Source organism: Wenyingzhuangia sp. IMCC45467 (genome assembly GCF_054111205.1).
Genome location: NZ_CM134196.1, coordinates 1,445,995 through 1,469,621, shown reverse-complemented (window position 1 = coordinate 1,469,621; position 23,627 = coordinate 1,445,995). Strand labels below are relative to the sequence as shown.

The following is a 23,627-nucleotide window of genomic DNA, read 5'->3' as shown; positions in this document are numbered from 1 at the left end:
GTAAGGAGCAGGATGGTGATTTTGTGTAAATGAAATAGTTTTAAAATAGCTATTTTAATCACAAAGAAAATAATGAATATATTGGTAAATAAGATGATAAGAAATGTAGTACAAGTGTTTGTTTTTTGTTTTATAGGGATGTTTCTTGTTGCTTGTAAACAAAAATCAAAAGACAAAGAGGTTGAGGCAAAACCAAAAGGGTTAAATGTCTTGGTGATTATTGCTGATGATGCAGGTTGGAATGATGTTGGTTACAATGGTTCCGAAATCAATACGCCTAATATTGACAATTTGTCTAAAAAAGGAGTAAAGTTAAATCGATTTTATGTAAATCCTACATGTTCTCCTACAAGAGTTTCTTTGTTAACAGGAATGCCATCCAGCAGGATTGGTATTGTAGCTCCTATTAGTGGAAAAAGCAATAAAACTTTGCCAGATTCTATTGTTACTTTACCACAAGCGTTAAAAAGGGCCAATTACCAAAATGCTTTATTTGGTAAATGGCATTTAGGGTTAGATATATCTAACGGTCCTAATGCTTTTGGGTTTGATTATTCTTATGGTTTTCTTCATGGTCAAATAGATCAATATACTCATAGGTATAAAAACGGAGATGCTAGCTGGTATAGAAATGGTGAAATGATTGAAGAAAATGGACATACCACTGATTTGATCACTAAAGAGTTTGTTAGTTGGGTAACTAAAAAAAGAGATGTGACTAAGAATTTTTATGTTCAGTTGGCTTATAGTGCTCCACATTTTCCATTGCAAGAAGAAGATAAATGGAAAGAGCCTTATAAGAAAAGTATAAAAAATGAATCACGTAGAGATTTTGCAGCAGCCATGTCCCATTTAGATTATAGCATAGGTCAGGTTTTAAGTACATTAAAAGAGCAACATTTAGAAAAAAATACTTTGGTGATTTTTATGAGTGATAATGGTGCTATGCAGGATTGGTTTCCAACATATCAATACCATGGAAAATTTAAAGCAAATGATGTTTTGGGTAGTAATGATCCTTTAAAAGACTGGAAAACATCTAATTATGAAGGTGCTATTAGAGTACCAGCTATTTTGTATTGGAAAGGTTATTTAAAAAATGGTGAGAACGATAATTATATATCTGTAAGTGATATAATGCCAACCATTTTGTCATTAATCAATAAAGAGATTCCAAAAGACGTTGAAGGAGTCAATGTTTGGCCATCAATAACAGATGCTAATATTAAAACAAATCATGATATTTACGTAAGAGGACATAAGCAAGAAAGTTTAATTCATCAACCCTATAAAATTGTTAGAACAAGACATAAAGATTTGTCTCCGCCAGAGTATCAATTATATAATATTGATTTAGATCCTGAAGAAAAAAATAATTTAATTGATAACAAACCTGTTGTTGTAAATGAGTTAAAAACTTTGTTAGAAGCTCAGTTTGTAAAAGATGATAAAACAGTTAATGTTGATTTAAAATAGAGTTTAAGATGAAGTATAAAGTAATTATTTTTTTATTAATGATGTTTTCATTATCGGTCAATGCTCAAGAGGTTAATAAGGTAGCGGATAAGCCATTGTACAGAGATCCTGTGTATAATGGAGCGGCAGATCCAACTATTATATGGAGTGATGAAGAACAACAATGGCTGATGTTTTACACAAATAGAAGGGCTAATGATGAAAGTATAAAAGGAATAGATTGGGTACATGGTACTAAAATTGGTGTGGCTGTTTCTAAAAATGGAGCAAATTGGATATATAAAGATACTTGCAATATAGGTTACCAATTAAAAGATGTTACTTATTGGGCTCCCGATGTAATTAAATATAAAGGTATTTATCATATGTATTTAACCATTGTTCCAGGAATCTTTAAAGATTGGTATCACCCTAGATATATTGTTCACTTAACTAGTAAAAATGCGATGGATTGGAAATTTGAATCAAAATTATCATTGGCTTCAGAAAGATGTATAGATGCAGATGTTTTTCAGTTGCCAGATGGAACATGGAGGATGTATTATAATAATGAAAATGATGGGAAATCTATATATTATGCTGATAGTAAAGATTTATACAATTGGGTAGATAGTGGGAAAAAAGTAGTAAAAGATAGAGGTGAGGGGCCTGTAGTATTTGCTTGGAAGGGTACAAATTGGATGATGAATGATGCTTGGAGAGGTTTGGGAGTGTATTCTTCGAGTGATTTTGAAAACTGGAAAAGACAAGAAAAAAATATATTACAAATACCAGGAACAGGAACGGATGATAAAGTAATAGGAGGGCATCCTGATGTTGTTGTAAATGAAGATAAAGCGTATGTTTTTTATTTCACTCATCCGGGAAGAATTCCATCAAATAAAGGAAAAGATAATACAGAAACCAGGAGAACATCTATACAGGTAGCTGAGTTAAAATATGTAAATGGAAGAATTGAATGTAATAGAGATTTACCTGTAATTATAAATTTAAAACCACAATAATAAAGAATGAAAAATAATTTTGTTAGAAATGCTTTTAAAATGAAATTAAAAGCAGGATATGAAGAGGAGTATAAAAAACGTCATGATGAAATATGGCCAGAGTTAGAAACGTTATTGTCAAAAACAGGAATACAGGATTACAGTATTTTTTTAGATGAAGAAACATTAATTCTTTTTGCTGTTCAAAAGGTAAGTAAAGATTTTAATGCTGATTTGTTACCAAGTCATCCTATTGTAAAAAAATGGTGGGCATATATGGCAGATATTATGGAGACACATCCTGATAATTCACCTATAGAGAAACCATTAAAGGAAGTTTTTCATATGAATTGATTTTTTTAAGAATAATGTACTAATTCTGTTCTTTGTTTTTAGTATTGATAAAATAATCCCCTAGTGTTAAGAATAACGTTAGGGGATTGTTTTTTGGGCTTAAGCTTATCTCTGGTGGTTTACTGAAAGGTAAAAGTTTATCATATTGAGTAAAAACTTATCATTTTTTGATGTGTATGGTGTTTGTATTGATGAAATCATAAAAAAAGATGTAGGTTTATATCATTAAACCAAAAATAACAGGATAGTGCAGGACGGAAAGAAGGGGCTAGATTTATTATTTTTGGTGTAAAACAGACACTTTTTTAAAAAGGCCGTTTTTTAACACTAAACTATTTTCTAATAACTAACTAAAACTATACACACTCATGGGGTACAAAATTGGCGACCGTTTGATTTTCTCAATTCTAATGTTTTTTTGATTGCTTAAATCAGAAAAAGGAGAAGATAAACAGTCTTATCTGCTAAGAATTTAATTAAAACAACTAACTAATCTAAATAACAAATAATGAAGAAAAAGATACGCTACTATTTGCTTTTCTTGCCTTTAATTCTTTTTACTAGCTGTAGTAAAGATGAGGTTAATGAATATTATGCAAGACCAGATAGTCTTGAAGATCCAATATATCAACAATTGGTTTCTCGAGGTAATTTTACCAATTTAACAACTTTAATAGAAAAAGCAGGGTATAAAGATATATTGGGGAAGTCAGGATATTGGACAATGATCGCTCCTAATGATGCCGCTTTTGCTGAGTTTTTTCAAGAACAAGGAATATCTGGTGTTTCTGAGATAGATTCAGAAATGGCTAGTCAAATAGTTAAATACGCACTAATTTATAACGCATTTCGTACAGAAAGAATGTCTGACTATCAATCTCCTGCAGGCTGGATGGAAGACATGGCTTTTAAACGAAGAACGGCTTATTATGTAGGTTATGAGGAGGATAAGCTTGTAGATGGAAAGAATAGTGTAGTAATCCAGTCAAATAGAAACAATGCAGAGGGGAGTATTCCTTATGTAGATGGTGATAACAATAATAAACATATTACTTATTTTATGGATGAGTTTATGATGGCTAATGGACTTGGAGCTACTGATTATAACTATTTTTATCCAGATGCAAATTATACAGGTTTTAATGTTTTAGATGCAGAGGTTGTAAAGGCTGATATTGTGGCAGAGAATGGAATTATTCATGAGTCAAATAAAGTATTGTTGCCTTTACCTAGTATAGATAAAAAATTAGAAGATAGTCCTAACTATAGTCTCTTTAGAGAGATGTTAGAAGAGCATCTTGTAGAGTATCCAGAAAATCAAGATGCTACAACATCTTATTTTAATTATACAGGAAAAACTGATCCAGTTTTGTTAAAATCATATGATCCTGCTTTGATATATTCTCCAAACAACGAGAATTATATAAAAAGTGATGATAATGATGCTCAATCAGATGGATATACTTTGTTTGCTCCAAACAATACAGTATTGCAAACTTTTATAGATGATGTTTTACTAAAAAATTACACATCATTAAGTCAATTGCCAAAATATATATATGAAGATTTTTTCAATGCACACATGGTTCAAAATGCTGTATGGCCTTCTTTAGTAGGTGGGTATAGTAATGCCTTAGAAGAAGATATTCGTATAGATTTAAATAATGATATTGATATTGTAAATGGAAAAAAGAATGTAGAGATATTAAGTAATGGTTTCTTTTACGGTACAAACAAAATTCAAGAATCAAACTTGTTTTACAGTGTATATACTTCAGCTTATTTAGATCCTGAGTTTACATTGGCAACTCGTTTGTTTAATGATGGTTCTGGTTACAAAGAAATTATAAGTAATATTTATAGTAATTATACTTTATTCTTGCCCTCAGATAGAGTTTTAGGAAATTTAGGATTTGATTACGATATCAATCGTACGGAATGGGTGTATAGAGATAGAAATGGGAACGAGGTTAGAGGAACTTTGGCTAGAAACAGACTGTTAAGAGTTTTGTTTAATAGTATTGTGCCAACACCAAATGATGAATTAAGCTTAAGTGTGCTAGCTGGTTCAGGAATTATTAGAAGTGGAGATTTAGATTTGGCTGGTGAATATATCAAATGGGAAAACAATCAGATATGGACAGCTGGAAATGATGAGATAGGAAATCGTGTAAATTTAATGATAGATTCTGATACAGGTTTACCTAGATACGAAGAACAGTCTAATGGACGTACTTATTATATAGATAATTTGTTAGAACCAGCTGAAAATTTCCCAGGGGCAGTTTTACAAGAACTTGCAACCCAACCAGGATCAGAGTTTGAATATTTTTATAACTACTTAAATAATAGTTCAATTTTTGATAATACTGTTGGTTCTATAGATGGGGTAGAGTTGGGGACTTCTTACACGTTTATAATTCCTAATAATGCAGCAATTGAACAAGCAGTAAGAGATGGTGTGTTGCCTGGAGATTCTGCAACTGGAGTTCCTACTTACACAGCTGCAGATGTATTGGAAGAAGAGAAAATAGCTGCTTTTCTTAAATACCATATCATAGCAACCAGAACAGCTTCGGATGACGGATTGGTTAACGGATTGACAGAAACTTTATTGAAAACTGAATTAGGTGAAAAGACTTATGTAAATATTTCAAATACTCCAGGAGACAAAGTAGCTGGTACTCCAGGTGATTTGGTCTTTACAGATGATGGAAACAGGTTGGCTAGTTTTATTCCTGCTCAAAGTAATAACCTTGCCAATCGTACTTTAATTCACTTAGTTGATAACTATCTTTTATATACTGAATAATATGAAACATAATATAAAAAACTTATTATACTGTTTTTCATTTATCTTAATCTCTATAACATCAAACAATCTCTTTGCGCAGCAAGGTACTATGTTGGTTAGAGGTACGGTAATTGATTCAAAAACCAATGAACCTGTACTTGGTGCAACAGTAACAGAACAGGATGCTGACAGTCGTATTGTTACTGCTGTAATTACAGATTTTGATGGGAATTTTGCTATCCGTTTTAAAAAGGCAAGTAACCGTTTGGTAGTGTCAACAATTGGATATGCTACTCAAACATTAAATGTTACAGCGAATAAAAATATTATAGTTTCTTTAGTCTCTAAAACAGAAGATTTAGATGAAGTAGTATTAACAGCTAAAAAAACACCCGAGAGTGGTTTGTTAAATATTGCTGAGCGCGATTTAACCACAAGTGTTGTTACTATTAATGCAAAAGAAGTTGAGAATGTACAAGGTGCCTCTATAGCTGAGCAATTACAAGGACGTGTTCCTGGTATGGATATTACAGCAAGTTCTGGAGATCCTGGTGCAGGAATGCAAATTCGTATTAGAGGTACTTCTTCTATTAATGGTAGTTCAGAACCTTTAATAGTGGTAGATGGTATGCCACTTGAAACTTCAGTCCCTGAAGGATTTAATTTTAGTACTGCAGACCAACAAGGATATGCAGCCATGTTAAATATTGCACCAAGTGATATTGAAACCATTAGTATTTTAAAAGATGCTGCTGCAACAGCTATGTGGGGAGCACGTGCTGCGAGTGGGGTTTTAATTATTAACACCAAAAGGGGAGCTATTGGTAAACCAAGATTTCAATATTCTTTTAGAGGAACATTACAATCTTTACCAGAACAGATACCTATGTTAAATGGTGATCAGTACTCTCAATTAATACCAGAAGCGTATATGAACCGTAGTGGAGTGCCGTTAAATACATTAACAGTAAAAGAATTTCAGTACGATCCACAAGAAGTATATTGGTATAAAAACTATTCAAACAATACAGATTGGGTAGATGCTATTACTCAAACAGCTTTTACACAAGACCATAACATCACCATGAATGGTGGAGGAGATAAAGCTAAATACTATGCTTCAGTTGGTTTTTATGATTCTAATGGGGTAACCAAAGGAACTAATTATACACGTTTAAATGGTCGTTTAAATTTAGATTATACAGTTTCTGATAGAATTAGGTTTAGAGCAGATTTATCTTACACCACTGCAAAAAATGACAGAAACTATACAGATGGAGATAGAGATCGTGATTTAATCAGAGGTGTTGCTCAGAAAAAAATGCCAAACATGGCTATTTATGAGTATGATGAACAAGGTAACTTAACCCCAAATTTATTTTCTCCTGAAAGTAATATTCAAGGATCATACCCAGGAACTTACAATCCTTTGGCAATGATAGAGTTTGCTCAAAATACTCAGGAAGACAATCGTATTATTCCTAAATTTAGATTAGATGCGGATCTTGTTCCTGGTTGGTTAAAAACAATCTTTGATTTACAGTTTGATTTTAACAGTATTAAGAGAAAAAGATTTTTACCACAAAATGCATCGGGTAGACCATTTACAGAAAGTATTGTGAACTTGGTAGATGAATCAAGTTCTGATGGTTTAGGGATTCAAACAAAAACGAATTTTGTTTTTACACCTAAAATGAATTCAGATATTCATACTTTAAGTGCTGTTGCCTCATTCCAAACAAACCAATACCAAGGTGAAGGTTACAGAGCAACTACTTCTAATTCAGCATCAGTACTGTTAAGAGACCCTTCTATTCCTTCAAGAACAAATACAGGAGTTATTGGTAGTGGTAGTAATAGTCACCGAAGTGTTGCTGCTGTATTTAGTGCTCAATATGGATTGTTAGATAGATATTTACTTAATGCAGGAGTGCGTACGGATGGAGATTCTAAGTTTGGGCCAGGGCAAAGATTTGCTACTTTTCCTTCTTTATCTGCTAGATGGAGAATTTCTGGAGAACCATTTATGAAAGGGTTAAAGTTTGTAGATGATTTAAGTTTACGTGCCAGTATTGGGCAGTCTGGAGGATCTCCGGATAATAAATATGGGTCTTATATATACCAAAACCAATATAATACCTTTGGGAGTACTTATTTAGGAGAAAATGGAGTGTATTCAGGTAATGTTCAATTGGATGATTTACAGTGGGAAACATTAACAGGTAAGAACATTGGTTTTAACACTAGGTTATTTGATTACAGATTTTCTTTAGATGTAGAATTTTATCAAAACCGTACGGAAAATCTATTATTCCCTAATTTATCAATACCATCATCATCTGGTTATAGTGCTTTAGGAATGAAAAACACCGGAACTATGGATAATCGAGGTTTTGAAATTGGTTTACAATCAACTCCTTACAAGTCTGATAAATGGCAAGTTGATTTTAACTTTAACATTGCAAGAAACGAGAACGTAGTTCGTGAATTATCTGAATATTTGGTAACAGAAGCAGGTAGTGCAGAACAAAATGGTTCTTATAAAAGATATGTAAAGGAAAACAATCCTTTTGGATCTTTTTACGGATATAAGTTTAAAGGAGTGTATAAAGATTTAGAATCTACCAAAGCTAGAGATGCACAAGGAAATGTAATTACAGGACCTAATGGTCAAGACGTATATATGAGGTTTAATTACCCTAATACAGATTATACTTTTCAACCTGGAGATGCTATGTATGAAGATATAAACAATGATGGGAATATAGATAGTAAAGATGTTGTATACTTAGGAAATAGTAACCCAATGTTTACAGGAGGTTTTGGTTCAACAGTAAAATACAATAGAAATCTTAGTCTAATGGTATTTTTTACTTACCGTTTAGATTATGATGTAATTAACGAAACGGATATGTATACCACAAACATGTATGGTTTTGATAACCAAAGCACTGCTGTATTGTCTCGTTGGAGAAACCCAGGAGATGAAACTGACATGCCACGTGCAGTTTACAGAGGAGGGTTTAATTGGTTAGGTTCTGATAGATATGTTGAGGATGCTTCTTTTTTAAGATTTAGATCAGCTAGTTTAAGATATACCTTCGATAAAAAAGTTCTTAAAGGGTTAAAAATGGATGATTTATCAATGTTTTTTACTGTAGATAATATTTACACATTTACAAAGTATAGCGGACAAAACCCTGATACACAAATGAAAGGTGGTGATATGTTTGGTATAGCAGTAGATAAATCAAGAACTCCGGTACCACGTAAATTTACTGTCGGAATATCTGCCAGATTTTAATTAAAAAATATTAGATCATGCGAAAAAAAATAATATATATATGTGCTATTATCATAGCATCTTTAAATCTAACATCATGTGATGCGTATTTAGATTTAAAACCAGAAGACGGAACTATTAGAGATGAGTTTTGGCAAACAAAAGAAGATGTAAGGGCTGCTGTTTTTGGAGTCTATACAGCGATGTTAAATTCTCCAAAAAATTCCAGCCAACTATTAGGTAGTGCCACAATAGCAGAACAAATGTTTGTTCATGGTGAAATTAGAGGAGGTATGGTAGATCTGGCTTTTACAACAAGAGACCAGTTAGATATGTTAACGACAAATATTCTTCCTTCAAATAGTCTTGCAAGATGGGACATGTTTTATGAAATTATCAACTATTGTAATGAAGTATTAGCATTTGGACCAGGTGTACTGGAAAAAGATCCCACTTTTACACAAGAGCAGCTAGATAATTATATTTCAGAAGTATTAGCTATAAGATCATACATGTATTTTTCTTTAGCCCGTATTTTTAGAGATGTTCCTTTAGTGTTAACAGCTACATTATCAGATGGAGATAATTTCCAAATTCCAGTAACCAAACAAGAGGATATATTTAAGCAAGTAGTAGCTGATTTAGTTGAAGCAGAAGGAAAAGCTGTTGAAGATTATGAGGATAATGCTTCAAACAAAGGAAGAATAACAAAAAACACTATTAATACCATGTTAACAGATGTGTATTTATGGCAAGAAAATTATGATGAAGCTTTGATAGCTGCAGATAAAGTAATAAATTCTAATGAAAATTATGAGTTACTTGATTCTAGAACTTTAGACTGGTTTAATACTGTGTTTTCAAGAGGTAATTCTGTTGAAAGTATTTTTGAATTGCAATATGATGTTCAGATTCTTTCTCCGTTTTACCAAATGTTTTCTAACAATCCAAATTTTATTGCTGAAGCTAGTGTTTTAGAAGATGTATTTGGATTGGATTTTAACGATGCTACAAATATAGATGTAAGAGGACCGAGGGCATCTCTAATACCAGGTACTAATGAAATTTATAAGTTTACTGGAATTACAAGTGCAAATATACGACGTAAAGGAGCACAAGAATCAGATACACATTGGTTTGTGTATAGATATGCTGATTTACTTTTAATGAAAGCAGAAGCTTTAAATGAATTAGATAGAGGTCAAGAAGCTATAGATATTATTGAAGATATTCGTTATTCTAGACAAGCTATAGATTTAACAGAACAAGTAGTGTCTCCTAGTGATAAAATAGGTATTAGAGAATATATTTTGGCCGAAAGAGCTAGAGAATTTGCTTTTGAAGGAAAACGTTGGTTTGATATCTTAAGAAATGCACGTAAAGACAATTATGCATACAAAGACATTATTATAGCTATTGCATTAAAGTCTGCACCAGCAAATCAACAGCAAATTATTACAGCCAAGCTTCAAGATCCTAATAGTCATTACATGCCTATAAACGAAACAGAATTGTTTAATAACAAAGCTCTTGAGCAAAATCCTTATTATAAATAAAAACTAAAAGTCATGAAAAATATTATTAAATTACCTATACTTAGGTTGATGTTTTTGACAATATGTTCAGTTACAATTTTAATTGGATGTGAGCCAGAACAATACAAGGAAACAACAGATGAAACACCAAATATTACTGAGTATTTAAGAAATACACCAGAATATTCATCTTTTCTTGAGATTTTAGATAAAACAGGATATTCTACTTTTATGAATACCTATGGTACTTATACGTTGTTTTTACCAACAAACACTGCAATAGATAACTATTTAACAGACAATGGATATGCTTCGTTAGATCAAGTACCTTTAACAGATTTACAAGAACTTGCTAAGCTACATGTATTAGAGGAAAAAATTACAACTCCTGAGTTTACAGATGGAAAAATTGCAAGTCCAACTTTACAAGGTCAGTATTTAATTACAGGTGCAGTAAATGATTCTGAAGGGTCTAGCATTGTTGTTAACAAGAATGCTAAAATTGTTATTTCAAATTTTGAAGTAGGTAATGGAATTATTCATGTTATTGATAAAGTGCTAATTGTAGCTGTAAAAACATTAGCAGAGGCTATTGATAGTGATCCAAATCTTTCAATTTTAGCAGAGGCAATACATGCAACAAATTGGTATGATGAATTAAACCAACCCCTTGTTCGTAACGAAATTATTGTTGATGATGAAGTAGAAGTTACTTATACAGGACACCTAACAGTTTTAGCACAAACAAATGATGTTTTTGCAAAGGATGGTATCAATAGTTATGCTGATTTAAAGAACAAGTATAGTCATTTAAATGACCCAACTAATCCAACAGATAGTCTTAACTTATTTGTTGCTTATAGAATTGTACCTGGTTTAAATTATATGGCAGATTTAGCTGTAAGCCAAGCTGTATTAACAAAAGCTCCATTAGAAGTTATAGGTGTAAAATTGGCTTTAGATACGATTTTATTAAATGAAGAAACCTTTAACGGTGTATTAGAAAAAGGAGTTGCGATTAAAAGATCTTTAAGCGATGTTACTACTTCGAATGGGGTGATTCATAATGTTGAGGAAAATTTCTTTATAAAGAAAAGATTACCTGCTCCTGTTTACTTTGACTTAGGTGATCAGCCAGAGTTTAGAAAATTAAGTGCAGTATTTAGAAAACCAGGTAATTCTGCATCTTTGTCAGATGCTGAATTAGCAGATATAACTTGGGAAGGAAGTCCTTCAGTTTCTTATAGTGCACCAGGAATAGGAGATAAAAATGCTGCGGGTTGGCATGGAGATTTACTTGATGTTTTAAGATTAAGAACAGGATATATTAATAATCTAGAACTTACTACTCCTGTAATTATTAAAGGACAATATAAAGTTTGGGTGTCATATCGTACTAATGGTAGAGCTCCAAGTTCTGTAAGAATGTATTACAATGATATACCATTAGCAAGAACGTTAAATATGACCGAATATGGTAATACTTCTGAAGCAGAAAGAGTATTAGAGTCTCAAGGTTATAAACGTCATATTTCTCCACACAGATCAGAGTTTAACTGTAGATTATTGGGGATTATTACAGTGGAGACAACAGGAAGACACAAAATAAGATTTGAAGCGTTGACAGGATCAGGAGGAAATAGTTGGTTTGATGTAGTTGAGTTTAGACCAATTGACATGGATCAATTATATCCTAAGTTTGAGTCTGGGGGAGATGGACTAATCTATCAATAAAAAAACTAATAAATTAACTTATTCTACTAAGGATGATATCAATAAACAAATTTTCAAAGGCCATATTTGCGGGTATGGCCATTCTAACAGTCGTTTCCTGTTCAGACCCATGGGATGATAGAAGCGAAATAAAAGATCAAAACTTATCAGAAAATCTTACTGAACGTATAAGTAAGACGTCTGAAACAAGTGAATTTAGTAAATTGTTGAAAGAAACAGGAATGGATAAAACTTTATCTAGTTCTAAAACATATACTGTTTGGGCACCAACAAATGAAGCTATTAATCAAGTAGATCCTAGTTTACTTTCAGACATGGAGAGTAAAACATTGTTTGTTCAAAATCATATTGCATTAACGGCTTTTTCTACTGTTAGTGAAATGGATACTGTAAACGTTCAAATGTTATCTAACAAGTATTTTGATTTCTTAGAAAACGGAACCGTTATAAATGATTCTGGTGTTTTAAAAGCAGATCAATATGCATCTAATGGATTGTTGCATGTAATTGATAAGGCTATTATTCCTAGAAAAAATATATGGCAATACATAAAGAGTTTAAAAGGAAGTAATAAAATGGCTGATTACTTATTAAGTTTAGATGAATTTAACATATACCATAGACCTGACAGTATAGCTAAATCTAGAGATAGTATTGCTAATATTGCACCTCTTACAGGTATTTATTCTGATTCATTAAGTAATTCATATTTAAAAAATGTATTTAACTTAAATAATGAGAGAAATAAATATACTTTCTTTTTATTGGAAGATGCTGCTTTTGATGCAGAGGTTGCTAAATTAGAACCATATCAAACAAAAGGAACTGCAGATTCTACAGCGATTTATGCAAGTTATTTTAATGTTAGAGATTTAGCTTTTTATAAAGCAGTTGCAAAAGAGAAACTTCCAACTATCTTAACTTCTCAATTTGAAGTAGAAGTACCTATTAATATAGCAAATATATCAGAAACAATAAATTTAAGTAATGGTGTAGTACATGTAATGAGTGCTATAGATATTCCTTTAACAACACGTTTACGTCCTATAAAAGTTGAGGGTGAATTTTATAATACTATATTCCCTCGTCCTTCTAATGAAAGTATATTTACTAGAGAAAAAGAAGATTTAATTGGAGAACCTTTTATTGATTTTATGATTCAAAATCACGGTATTCCTGAGTTGACTATTGTTTATACTGCTAATGATTTACATACAACTGAGTATAAAGTTTATTGGAGAGCGATTAATGATATTCAAACAAACACATTCCAACAGAAGTTAAGAATTGGAGGTAATTTAGAGGTTGATGATCAAGGTGAGTTATCCATACAAGGGGATTTTGTAGATGTACCATATGCTGATGTAGCTCCTAATGTGTACGATGAAGTAGAAGTGGGTACTTTTGAACTAATATCTGCCACAAGTGGATCAGTTAACGTATCATTAATATCTGCAAACACAGGAACAAATGGTAATAATACTTTGACGTTGGATTATCTAAAATTAGTTCCAGTAATTAAATAATGTCTTATAAACTAACTATTATGCTCAAAATATTTAAACTAACAAGTCTTGCATGCGCACTGTTATTCTTAGGAATAAATAGTGAGGTTTATGCACAAGCAGACTCAAATACTGTTAATTCACAAGCTAAAAATACAATAAGTGGTATTGTGAAAGATGCTGCAACTGGTCAAGGAATAGCAGGTATAAATATAGCGGTAGAAAATTATTCTGCAACTATAACAGAAGAAGGTGGAACTTTTGTAATTAAAGTACCTCATTTAAACAGTTTGTTAACTGTTAATGGAGAAGGATATCAAACAAAAGTTTATCCTATAAACTCAAGAAAAGAAGGTGTTGAAATTATTCTTTATGAAGAGAACTATTCTCAAAACTTTCAAGTAGCCAATACACCAAGTAAAAATATTTTACAGTATGAAAACATGCAGTCAGCATCTGTGGTTGATTTTGAAAAAGATCAATGGGGGATAGCTTCTAATCAATCAGTAGGTAACTTTATTCAAGGTAGAGTTGCTGGTTTGAACAGTGTTGGTAACTCTGGAGTTCCAGGTGCAGGTTCTTACTTAACTATTAGAGGTTTTAACTCATTATATGCTACTAATAAACCATTAATTATTGTTGATGGAATGATTTATGAAGATGATGATTACGGATCTGGTATTATTCAAAATAACACATCTTCAGCATTAACAATGATAGATGTAAAAGATATAGAAGATGTTACTGTAATTAAAGATGGATCATCATTATATGGTACTAAAGGAGCTAACGGTGTTATTCTTATTACAACTACTAGAGCATCAGAATTAACAACAAAAATTGATTTTGTTATGCAAGGAGGAATAAATCAAGCTCCGTCTGAATTACCTGTAATGGAATCTAATGCATATAGAACTTACATGTCTCAGCTAGTTGCTAGCAGAGGAGATAGTCAACAATCTATTTCAAATTTACCATGGATGAATGATGACCCTCAATCGTTGTCCTATTATAGATACCATAATAATACAAATTGGCAAAATCAAGTTTTTAACTCTACACAAAACTCTAGTTATTTTTTAAAGATTAGAGGTGGAGATAATATTGCAAAATATGGATTAACAGTTGGTTATTTAAAAAATGAAGGAGTAGTACAAGAATCTGCTTTAAGTAGATATAATACTAGACTAAATGCAGATCTTCGTTTGACTGATAAATTAAGTGTTTTATCAAATATTTCATTTGCTTACAATGAAGAAACTCAAGGGCACCAAGGACAAGCCTATAAATTAAACCCAATGTATTTAGCATTGACAAAATCTCCGTTAATAGGAATTTATGAATATGATGAATTTGGTAAAGAATCACCAAATTTAACAGATACAGATATTTTTGATGGAGGTAATCCAAATGCTATTAATAAATATGGATATGCATTTAATAAAAACTATCGTTTTTTTGGAAACTTAAATGCTAAGTATCAAATTACTGATTCATTTAGTGCTAATGTTTTATTGGGAATGACTTATAGTAAAGAAAGAGAAAAATTCTTTGTTCCTGATTTTGGTACAGCCAACATAATTTTACCAACAGCTATTGGAACTAATAGAAGTGGTAGTGAGGTTCAAGAATATAAGTCAACTTTTACAGATGCATTTTTAGATTATAAAGAAACATTTGATAATGTTAATAATATTCATATCCGTGCAGGTTTTAGAACTCAGGTTAATAAATCAGAAAATGATTTAGGGTTAGGGTATAATTCAGCTACTGATGATTTTACCACTATTGGAGCAGGTGATAACTCATTAAGAGTTATTGGAGGTGGTATAGGAGAATGGAAGTGGTATAATGGTTATGGTGTATTTAATTACAACATGTCTAATAAATATTACTTTTCTTTAAGTTCTTCTATTGATAAATCTAGCCGTTTTGGTAACAACAATAGTACTTCCCTTTTAGGGTCTATAGGAGCTGGTTGGTTAGTTTCATCTGAGGATTTTATGAAAGATTTTAGTGCAATTGATTTATTAAAAATACGTTCAAGCTATGGTTTAAGCGGAAATGATGATATTGGAAATTATACAGCTCAAGAATTATATGTTTCTCAAAATTTATTAGGTGTTCAAGGTTTGGTTCAAGACAATATTGGAAATCCAAATTTAAAGTGGGAACAAGTTCGTAAGTTTAATATTGGTGTTGATGTGTCTTTGTTTAATGAAAGGTTTAATGCATCATTGGACTTTTATGAAAATCAAACTACAGACATGATTACATATCAATCAATCAATACAATTACTGGTTTAGACTACATTGTAGCTAATGGAGGTAGTATGAAAACAAATGGATACGATTTAGGATTAAATACAAGATTAATTCAATCAAAAGATATGAAATTTGATTTAGGATTAAATTTATCTAGATACAAAAATGAAGTATTAAGCCTTCCTAATAATAGTAGTATTTTTAATGAATTTGGTGGAGCAACATATATTACAGCAGAGGGTCAAGATGCTAACTTGTTTTATGGTTTAAAAGCAAATGGAGTATATAGCTCTACAGCTGAAGCTTCTGCAGCTGGATTATTTAAAAGAGATAGTCAAGGTGCATTAATTCCTTTTGGAGGTGGAGATGTTATTTTTGAAGATTTAAATGGAGATAATATTATAGACGATAATGATCGTAGAGTAATTGGTAATCCAAATCCAGATTTAACAGGAAGTATTAGTGCAAACTTCACGTATAAGAGAATTACCGTATCAGGATTGTTAAACTTTTCTTTAGGAAATGATATCTATAATAGTGTTCGTTATAATTTAGAAAAAATGAGTGGTTACGAAAACCAGAGTCTTGCTGTTCAAAACAGATGGGTAGCTGAAGGGCAACAAACATCTATTCCAAAAGCAACTTGGGGTGATCCTATGGGGAACTCACAGTTTTCTAGTAGATGGATTGAAGATGGTTCGTATTTAAGACTTAAAACAGTTGCCGTTTCTTATGACTTTAATGTAAAGACTAGTCTTATTAGATATTTAAAACTTTATGCAAGTGCTAATAATTTATTTACAATCACAGATTATTTAGGGTTTGATCCAGAGTTTAGCGCTACTTCGTCTATTTATGGTCAAGGTACTGATGTTGGTTTAATGCCTCAATTTAGAACAGTCCAATTAGGATTACGTATAGGACTATAATGATTTTTAAATTATACAAAATGAAAACAATGATTAAAAATACTAGAAGAAAATATATCATAGGAGCCTTGGCTGCTACTCTTTTCAGTTTAAGTTCTTGCGATGACTCCTTTAATATAGAACCACAAGATAAGTTAAACAGTGAGCAAGTATATAATAACATATATGATGCAGATGCTGTGGTTGTGGGGATATATGGTAAGTTTATGCAACTTGCAGAAAAACACATATTATTAAATGAACTTAGAGCAGATTTGGCGAGTCCAACAGAAAATGCAAATAAGTTTTTAGAAGAATTAAGTGAGCATTCCGTTAGCGATAATAACCCATACGCTAGTCCTAAAGAATTTTATGAGCTTATAAACTTATGTAATGATGCTCTTAAAAATTTTAAAATTATGTTGAGTAAAAAGACGATGTCGGTGGGAGAATATAATGAACGTTATTCTGACATTGGTGCTTTACGTAGTTGGGTGTACTTGCAATTAGGAATCCATTATGGAAGTGTACCTTATTTAACAGAACCAGTTGAAAATATAAATGATATTAAGAACATTAAAGAAGATGCTAAGTTATCTTTTAATGATTTATTAGATGCATTAATAATATTTACTGAAGGATTACCTTATACAGATCCATACAGTACAAGCAGTAGTTTAATTATAGATGTTGATGGTTACAATACAACAAAGTTTTTTGTTAATAAAGAATGCTTATTAGGAGATTTACATTTATGGAAAGGAAACTATAATGATGCAGCATCACATTATAAAGTTGTTATGTCAACTGCTGATGGAGCTGCAGATATTGATGATAGATATAACATTTACAGAATTAGAGCTAATTTCCCAAATCAGGTTACTTTGGCTGTAGGGTATTTAAGATATAGAGAGCAAGACATTAATTCTTTAATAAATACTAATGATGATGGTTGGCGTTCTATGTTTTCAAGAGAAAAAGATGAATTATGGAATACAGAATGGATATGGTCTTTACCTTTTGATGCAACTTTTGCTCCAAAAAATCCATTTATTGATATCTTTTCGCCTACAGGTAGTTATTTAGTTAAGCCATCTCAAGCAGCTATGGATTATTGGGATGAGCAAACACAAGAAAATGGGTTTAGTTATGATGCTAGAGGGAAAAAATTCACTTACAATATGATCAATGATCAGCCTGTAATTATGAAATATTTGTATAACTATTTAAATGAAGATCAATTGCCTATAGATATTTTTCAGACAGATGGTGATTGGTTTTTATATCGTGCAGGAAAATTACATTTACGTTTTGCAGAGGCTGCCAATAGAGAAGGGCATCATAAGTTAGCTAATGCATTGTTGAATAATGGAATTCAATCAGCATACTCAACAGGAGCTGTAGATGTTACAGATGAAGAAAAAACGGATTTACCATTCCCTTATGACTTTGATGCAAGACAAGGAGATTTTCCATACTATAGAGCAGATTGGCATAGGAATGACGGTATTCGTCGTAGAGCATATGTTCAAAGCGCTCCAGTTGTTGGTGATCCTTTAATTTCTATAGAAAATAATCTTATTAAAGAGTCTGCTTTAGAATTGGCTTATGAAGGGAACCGTTGGGAAGATATTTTGCGTATTGCTTTAAGACGTAATGATCCAAGTTTTTTAGCTGATAAAGTTTATCAAAAATTATTAAAAGAAGGAAATCCAAATGCTGGTACTGTTTATTCTAAATTATTAAACCCAGATAACTGGTATTTACCATTTACATGGGAAGAATAATAATTAATTTATATAGTTTTTAATTTGATAGGTTTTTAAAAAGTTTACTTTTTAAAAACCTATCTTTTTTATTAAATAATATTTAGTCTCATATAGTAGTTTATATTTTAACCTTAAAATATCATGATTTATAAAAAGTATTTAATATTTGTTTTTTTTGTGTTTGCTAGTTTAATGTCTTTTGCAACAAATTTGTATGTAGCTCCTAATGGAGATGATATCAATGATGGTTCTTTTTCAAAACCTATAGAGTCTATTGAAAGAGCACAAGAATTGGCAAGTGCAGGAGATACAGTTTATATTATGGGAGGGATTTATCAAATGAGAGAAAATCAAATAGCTAAATTTAGAAGAAATTACGCTCATGTAACAGAATTGTATAAATCGGGTATAGCTTACCATGCATATGCTAATGAAGTTCCAGTTTTTGATTTTACCAATGTAAAGCCATTAAATAAAAGGATTACAGCTTTTTATATAACCGGAGATAATATTCATATCAAAGGTATTCAAATAACAGGAGTACAAGTTACTATTAAAAGACATACACAATCAGAATGTTTTAAAATTCAAGGAGGTAATAATACAATCTTAGAAAATATTAAAATGCACCATAATATGGCTATTGGGGTTTATATTTTAAGAGGTTCTAATAATCTAATATTAAACTGCGATGCTTATGAAAATTGGGACTCCGTATCCGAAGGGGGTAAAGGAGGTAATACAGATGGTTTTGGTTGTCATGTACCTAAAGGAAGTGTTAACAATGTATTTAGAGGCTGTAGAGCTTGGTTAAACAGCGATGATGGTTTTGATTTAATTAATAATGCAGAGCCTGTTTTAATAGATCATTGTTGGGCATTTTATAATGGCTATTCTAAATCTCCAAATAGTTTAATGGAGCCTAATAATTTTGTGAGTCGTGCTGATGGAAATGGTTTCAAAGCAGGAGGATATGGAAAAGGAGGAAGATCTTTTAAAAGCATTATGGATCAATTTGTACCTATTCCTAAAAACACCATTCAGTTCTGTTTGGCTGTAGGAAATAAACAAAGTGGTTTTTATGCTAATCACCATTTAGAAGGAAATTATTGGTACAACAATACAGCGTATAGAAACAAAAGAAATTATAGTATGTTAAACTGTAAAGCATTAACACCAGAAGATTATGCAACCGATGTTCCTGGTTGGAACCATGTGATGATTAATAATTTAGGGGCTGAGGGAGATCATGGAGAATTAACTTCTATTGATAAGTTAAAATGTACTTTAAAGAATAATTATTTTGACATGAATATAAAAGTAACTTCATCTGATTTTATAAGTATTGATGAATCTTTGTTAACAGCTAAAAGGCAAGTAGATGGGAGTTTACCCAATATCAACAGTTTTAGACTAAGTCCTAAAAGTAAATTTATAAATGCAGGTTTGGATATAGGTTTTTCTTTCTTTGGGGTAGCCCCTGATTTAGGATGTTTTGAGTCGGAAGATTAAACAAAACAAAATACTTTTTTAAAAGGATTAGGGATTTTCTCTAATCCTTTTTTTATGTTTTTTATCGAAATTAAAATATGTTTAATTTTTTTAATGTTTTTGTGTTAAATATTTATTTACACGGTGTTTTTATTAGGGATAAGTATGTTTTTCTTGGTTTATCAGTACAATATTCTTTATGGGTAAGTAGAGATAGCTGTTAATTTGGATTCTATTAATTATTTAAAATATCAATCTTAAAACAGCTAATATGAAAAACAATTCTAAAGATTTTATGACAATTAAGAAGTATATAAATAAAGACAGCATGCCTGAGTCTTTAAAAAAGTACAAGTCATAAAAATTAAAAAACTAAAACTAAATAAATAAGGCATGAAACTAAAACAGAATTTAAAATACTACTTTTTGTTAATAGTAGTATTATCTACTTTGCCAATCAATGCGCAAAGTAAGTCTAGTATAAAAGGAACTATAACAGACAAAGAGGGAATGCCCTTGCCAGGGGTAACAATAACGGTAAATAAAACAGCTATAGGAACAACTACTGATTTTGATGGGAAATATGAGTTTCTTGTGCCTAATGATGCAAAAACTTTGACCATATCGTTTGTTGGAATGGTAAAACAAGAAGTAGATATTGCAGGACAATCGGTCATTAATATTGTAATGCAAAATGATACAGAGTCTTTAAAAGAAGTAGTATTGGTCGCTTTTGGAAAACAAAAGAAAGAAGATATGATTGGGGCTGTTTCTACAGTAAATGTTAAAGATTTACAAAAAGTATCAACCAGTAATTTAACAACTGCACTGGCAGGGCAAGTAGCAGGAGTTATAGCTTATCAAAGAAGTGGTGAACCAGGAGAAGATAATGCTGATTTTTTTGTGCGTGGAGTGGCTACTTTTGGTACACAAGCTAATAGAAGTCCACTGATATTAATTGATGGTGTTGAATTAACAACTACAGATTTGGCACGTTTACAAAAAGATAATATTGCAAGTTTTTCGGTTTTAAAAGATGCAACGGCAACTTCGTTATACGGAGCACGTGGAGCTAATGGAGTTATTTTAGTACAAACAAAACAAGGAGAAGAAGGACCTGCAAAAATATCTTTGCGTATTGAAAATTCAACATCTTCACCTACAAGAAGTGTTGAATTTGCAGACCCTATTACCTTTATGAAAATGCATAATGAGGCTGTTGTTACAAGAGATCCTTTGGGGCAAATACTTTATTCCCCTCAAAAAATAGAAAATACTATTAATGGAACTAATAAATATATCTATCCAACCAATAATTGGAATGAATTACTATTTAAAGACCATACCAATAATAGACGTATGAATTTAAATGTGAGTGGAGGGGGGAAAGTAGCAAGGTATTATGTAGCAGGATCATATAATACAGATAATGGTATTTTAAAAACACATAAGCGTAATAATTTTAATAGTAATATAAAATTAAACACCTATACGTTAAGATCTAATGTAAATATTGATGTTTCTCCATCAACAGAGTTAGTAGTTAGGTTAAACGGAGTGTTTGATGATTATACAGGACCATTAAACGGAGGGTCTGATGTATATAAAATGGCTGTTAGGTCTAACCCCGTTTTATTTCCTGCATATTATCCTGTTGATGAGGATCATAAGTTTGTAAATCACATTTTATTTGGGAATTACGGTGATGGAAATTATTTAAACCCATATGCTGAAATGGTTAGAGGTTATAAAAATTATTCAAGATCTAGAATGTTGGCTCAGTTTGAAGTGAATCAAGACCTGTCTAGTATAATTGATGGTTTAAAATTTACTACAATGGTGAACACAAATCGTAACTCATATTTTGATGTTAGTAGATCATATAATCCATTTTATTACGAGGCTAGTAATTATAATCGTTTTGATAATACTTATTCGTTAACGCAATTAAACCCTGATACAGGAACAGAAACTCTTGGAGAACCTCAAGGAGGAGGAAAAACAGTAAGTTCTACCTTTTTGCTACAAAGTCAATTGGTTTATAATAAAAAGTTTAATGATGTACACAATATTAGTGGATTGTTGGTGTATCGTTTACAAGAGAGTTTAACAAGTGATTTTAGTAGTCTTCAAACCTCTCTTCCATCTAGGAATTTAGGAATTTCGGGTAGAGCTACTTATGGATATGACAATCGTTATTTTGCAGAGTTTAACTTTGGATATAATGGATCTGAAAGATTTCATCAATCTCAACGTTTTGGTTTCTTCCCATCAGCAGGTGCTGCTTGGACTATATCAAACGAAAATTTTTGGAAACCATTTAAAGATGTAGTGAACAACTTACGATTAAGAGGTTCATACGGTCTTGTAGGAAATGATGGTATTGGATCTTCATCGGATAGATTTTTTTACTTGTCAGAGGTAGATTTAAATAATGGTGATAGGTCTGCTACTTTTGGTAGAGACAATGGTTATAGTAAAAATGGAGTTAAAATAAGTCGTTATCCTAATCCAGATATTACTTGGGAGATTGCCCATAAATCTAATATGGCAATTGAGTTAGGATTGTTTAATAAGTTAACAGTACAAGCAGATTATTTTAGAGAAAGACGTACTAATATTTTAATGGAAAGGGAAGCTATTCCAAGTACCATGGGGTTACAAACATCTATTAAGGCAAACTTAGGGGAGTCTTTTACCAATGGTGTTGATATATCAGCAGACTTTAGTCATAGTTGGTCTAATGGTACTTGGTTATCTGCTCGTGCTAATTTTACTTATGCAACAAGTGAAATTAAAGTATATGAAGAACCAGAATACGATGAGTATTGGCGTTATAGAGTAGGAAATTCTATCCATCAAAATTATGGATATATAGCAGAACGTTTGTTTGTTGATGATGAAGAAGCTTTAAATTCTCCAACTCAAAATTTTGGAGGTACTGCAGTAGGAGGTGGAGATATAAAATATACAGATATTAATAATGATGGTGAAATTACCGAAGCTGATAAAGTGGCTATTGGTAACCCAACGCTTCCTGAAATTGTATATGGTTTTGGTTTTTCTTTAGGATATAAAAGCTTTGATGTGTCTGCCTTTTTTCAAGGTTTGGCAAATGAATCTTTTTGGATAGACCCAACAGCTATTTCTCCATTTGTGCCAAATAATGGAGGTGAAAATCAGGTTTTACAAGTGGTAGCAGATAGTTATTGGTCTGAAGGAAATAGAGACTTACATGCATTTTGGCCAAGGTTAGATACACAATTAAATGAAAACAATACACAACAAAGTACTTGGTTTATGAGAGATGGCTCTTTTTTAAGGTTAAAACAAGTTGAAGTAGGGTATAATATGCCAAAAAAGCTAAAAGAAATATTAGGAATGTCAACCTTTAGATTGTATTTAAATGCATCGAATTTATTAACGTTTAGCAAGTTTAAAAAGTGGGATGTAGAAATGGGAGGTAATGGTTTAGGTTACCCGGTACAAAGAACAATCAATGTAGGAATGAATATTAGTTTTAATTAAAA

The 23,627-nt window shown here is 31.5% G+C and carries 12 protein-coding genes; all 12 read left to right on the top strand.

Going from position 1 to position 23,627, the window contains the following annotated elements:
* Window positions 1-93: 93 nt before the first annotated feature.
* The 12 genes from ACXGQT_RS06255 to ACXGQT_RS06200 all read left to right on the top strand — a co-directional run bounded on the left by ACXGQT_RS06255 (window position 94) and on the right by ACXGQT_RS06200 (window position 23,625).
* The gene (locus ACXGQT_RS06255; RefSeq protein WP_457830543.1) at window positions 94-1,476 is read left to right on the top strand and encodes a sulfatase family protein; all 1,383 of its coding nucleotides are present in this window, start codon (window positions 94-96) and stop codon (window positions 1,474-1,476) included.
* 8 nt (window positions 1,477-1,484) lie between these two features.
* A complete protein-coding gene (locus ACXGQT_RS06250) occupies window positions 1,485-2,480 on the top strand; it encodes a family 43 glycosylhydrolase (RefSeq protein WP_457830542.1) in 996 nt (331 codons plus the stop codon).
* A gap of 6 nt (window positions 2,481-2,486) precedes the next feature.
* Window positions 2,487-2,813, top strand: a complete 327-nt coding sequence (gene rhaM, locus ACXGQT_RS06245) for an L-rhamnose mutarotase (protein WP_457830541.1) — start codon at window positions 2,487-2,489, stop codon at window positions 2,811-2,813.
* A gap of 508 nt (window positions 2,814-3,321) precedes the next feature.
* Entirely contained in the window at window positions 3,322-5,625 is a 2,304-nt protein-coding gene (locus ACXGQT_RS06240; protein ID WP_457830540.1) for a fasciclin domain-containing protein, read from the top strand.
* A gap of 1 nt (window position 5,626) precedes the next feature.
* A complete protein-coding gene (locus ACXGQT_RS06235; protein WP_457830539.1) occupies window positions 5,627-8,911 on the top strand; it encodes a SusC/RagA family TonB-linked outer membrane protein in 3,285 nt (1,094 codons plus the stop codon).
* A 17-nt stretch (window positions 8,912-8,928) separates the two neighbouring features.
* The gene (locus ACXGQT_RS06230; protein ID WP_457830538.1) at window positions 8,929-10,446 is read left to right on the top strand and encodes a RagB/SusD family nutrient uptake outer membrane protein; all 1,518 of its coding nucleotides are present in this window, start codon (window positions 8,929-8,931) and stop codon (window positions 10,444-10,446) included.
* Window positions 10,447-10,458: 12 nt separating this feature from the next.
* Complete coding sequence (locus ACXGQT_RS06225; RefSeq protein WP_457830537.1) at window positions 10,459-12,159, top strand: fasciclin domain-containing protein; 1,701 nt, start codon at window positions 10,459-10,461, stop codon at window positions 12,157-12,159.
* Between the two features lie 74 nt (window positions 12,160-12,233).
* A complete protein-coding gene (locus ACXGQT_RS06220; protein WP_457830536.1) occupies window positions 12,234-13,685 on the top strand; it encodes a fasciclin domain-containing protein in 1,452 nt (483 codons plus the stop codon).
* Window positions 13,686-13,705: 20 nt separating this feature from the next.
* The gene (locus tag ACXGQT_RS06215) at window positions 13,706-16,858 is read left to right on the top strand and encodes a SusC/RagA family TonB-linked outer membrane protein (RefSeq protein ID WP_457830535.1); all 3,153 of its coding nucleotides are present in this window, start codon (window positions 13,706-13,708) and stop codon (window positions 16,856-16,858) included.
* 29 nt (window positions 16,859-16,887) lie between these two features.
* Window positions 16,888-18,624, top strand: a complete 1,737-nt coding sequence (locus tag ACXGQT_RS06210) for a RagB/SusD family nutrient uptake outer membrane protein (RefSeq protein ID WP_457830534.1) — start codon at window positions 16,888-16,890, stop codon at window positions 18,622-18,624.
* A gap of 123 nt (window positions 18,625-18,747) precedes the next feature.
* Window positions 18,748-20,118 carry a right-handed parallel beta-helix repeat-containing protein gene (locus ACXGQT_RS06205; RefSeq protein WP_457830533.1) on the top strand — a complete coding sequence of 457 codons (1,371 nt, stop codon included), beginning with the start codon at window positions 18,748-18,750 and terminating at the stop codon, window positions 20,116-20,118.
* 372 nt (window positions 20,119-20,490) lie between these two features.
* Window positions 20,491-23,625 (top strand): SusC/RagA family TonB-linked outer membrane protein, encoded by a 3,135-nt coding sequence (locus ACXGQT_RS06200; protein ID WP_457830532.1) that lies wholly within the window; start codon window positions 20,491-20,493, stop codon window positions 23,623-23,625.
* The last annotated feature ends 2 nt before the right edge of the window (window positions 23,626-23,627 follow it).

Excerpts from the sequence above, each read along its gene's own strand:
- ACXGQT_RS06255 (WP_457830543.1), top strand. The coding sequence starts at position 94 with ATGATAAGAAATGTAGTACAAGTGTTTGTTTTTTGTTTTATAGGGATG.
- ACXGQT_RS06250 (WP_457830542.1), top strand. The coding sequence starts at position 1,485 with ATGAAGTATAAAGTAATTATTTTTTTATTAATGATGTTTTCATTATCG.
- rhaM (WP_457830541.1), top strand. The coding sequence starts at position 2,487 with ATGAAAAATAATTTTGTTAGAAATGCTTTTAAAATGAAATTAAAAGCA.
- ACXGQT_RS06240 (WP_457830540.1), top strand. The coding sequence starts at position 3,322 with ATGAAGAAAAAGATACGCTACTATTTGCTTTTCTTGCCTTTAATTCTT.
- ACXGQT_RS06235 (WP_457830539.1), top strand. The coding sequence starts at position 5,627 with ATGAAACATAATATAAAAAACTTATTATACTGTTTTTCATTTATCTTA.
- ACXGQT_RS06230 (WP_457830538.1), top strand. The coding sequence starts at position 8,929 with ATGCGAAAAAAAATAATATATATATGTGCTATTATCATAGCATCTTTA.
- ACXGQT_RS06225 (WP_457830537.1), top strand. The coding sequence starts at position 10,459 with ATGAAAAATATTATTAAATTACCTATACTTAGGTTGATGTTTTTGACA.
- ACXGQT_RS06220 (WP_457830536.1), top strand. The coding sequence starts at position 12,234 with ATGGCCATTCTAACAGTCGTTTCCTGTTCAGACCCATGGGATGATAGA.
- ACXGQT_RS06215 (WP_457830535.1), top strand. The coding sequence starts at position 13,706 with ATGCTCAAAATATTTAAACTAACAAGTCTTGCATGCGCACTGTTATTC.
- ACXGQT_RS06210 (WP_457830534.1), top strand. The coding sequence starts at position 16,888 with ATGATTAAAAATACTAGAAGAAAATATATCATAGGAGCCTTGGCTGCT.
- ACXGQT_RS06205 (WP_457830533.1), top strand. The coding sequence starts at position 18,748 with ATGATTTATAAAAAGTATTTAATATTTGTTTTTTTTGTGTTTGCTAGT.
- ACXGQT_RS06200 (WP_457830532.1), top strand. The coding sequence starts at position 20,491 with ATGAAACTAAAACAGAATTTAAAATACTACTTTTTGTTAATAGTAGTA.